The organism is Isoptericola croceus (assembly GCF_029382255.1).
GTDB lineage: Bacteria > Actinomycetota > Actinomycetes > Actinomycetales > Cellulomonadaceae > Isoptericola > Isoptericola croceus.
In genome coordinates, this window is sequence record NZ_JARLLG010000283.1 from 1 (window position 1) to 270 (window position 270).

The window sequence follows — 270 nt, forward strand, 5'->3', positions numbered from 1 at the left end:
TATTTATGCAAGGGGAATCTGTGAGGCCAGGAATTTTGGTGCTCATCAACGACGCAGACTGGGAGCTAATGGGTGAGCTGGATTATAAACTCCAAGACCAGGATAATGTGCTTTTCATCTCGACGTTACATGGTGGGTGAACTCCTGGAAAAAGACAAGGACGTGAATCCAACCCCTTGGGCAAACAAACACCTAAACCCACCCAAACCTCTCTCGAACTGTCTGTGCCTGATCCCTGCATCATCCCACCACCTCCACTTGTTAACAGAC

General features: G+C 48.5%; 1 protein-coding gene. It reads left to right on the plus strand.

Features of this window, described 5'->3' with window-relative positions; genetic code table 11:
- Positions 1–5 precede the first annotated feature (5 nt).
- Entirely contained in the window at positions 6–140 is a 135-nt protein-coding gene (locus PZC42_RS23180) for a ubiquitin family protein (protein WP_368860291.1), read from the plus strand.
- The last annotated feature ends 130 nt before the right edge of the window (positions 141–270 follow it).

Excerpts from the sequence above, each read along its gene's own strand:
- PZC42_RS23180 (WP_368860291.1), top strand. The coding sequence starts at position 6 with ATGCAAGGGGAATCTGTGAGGCCAGGAATTTTGGTGCTCATCAACGAC.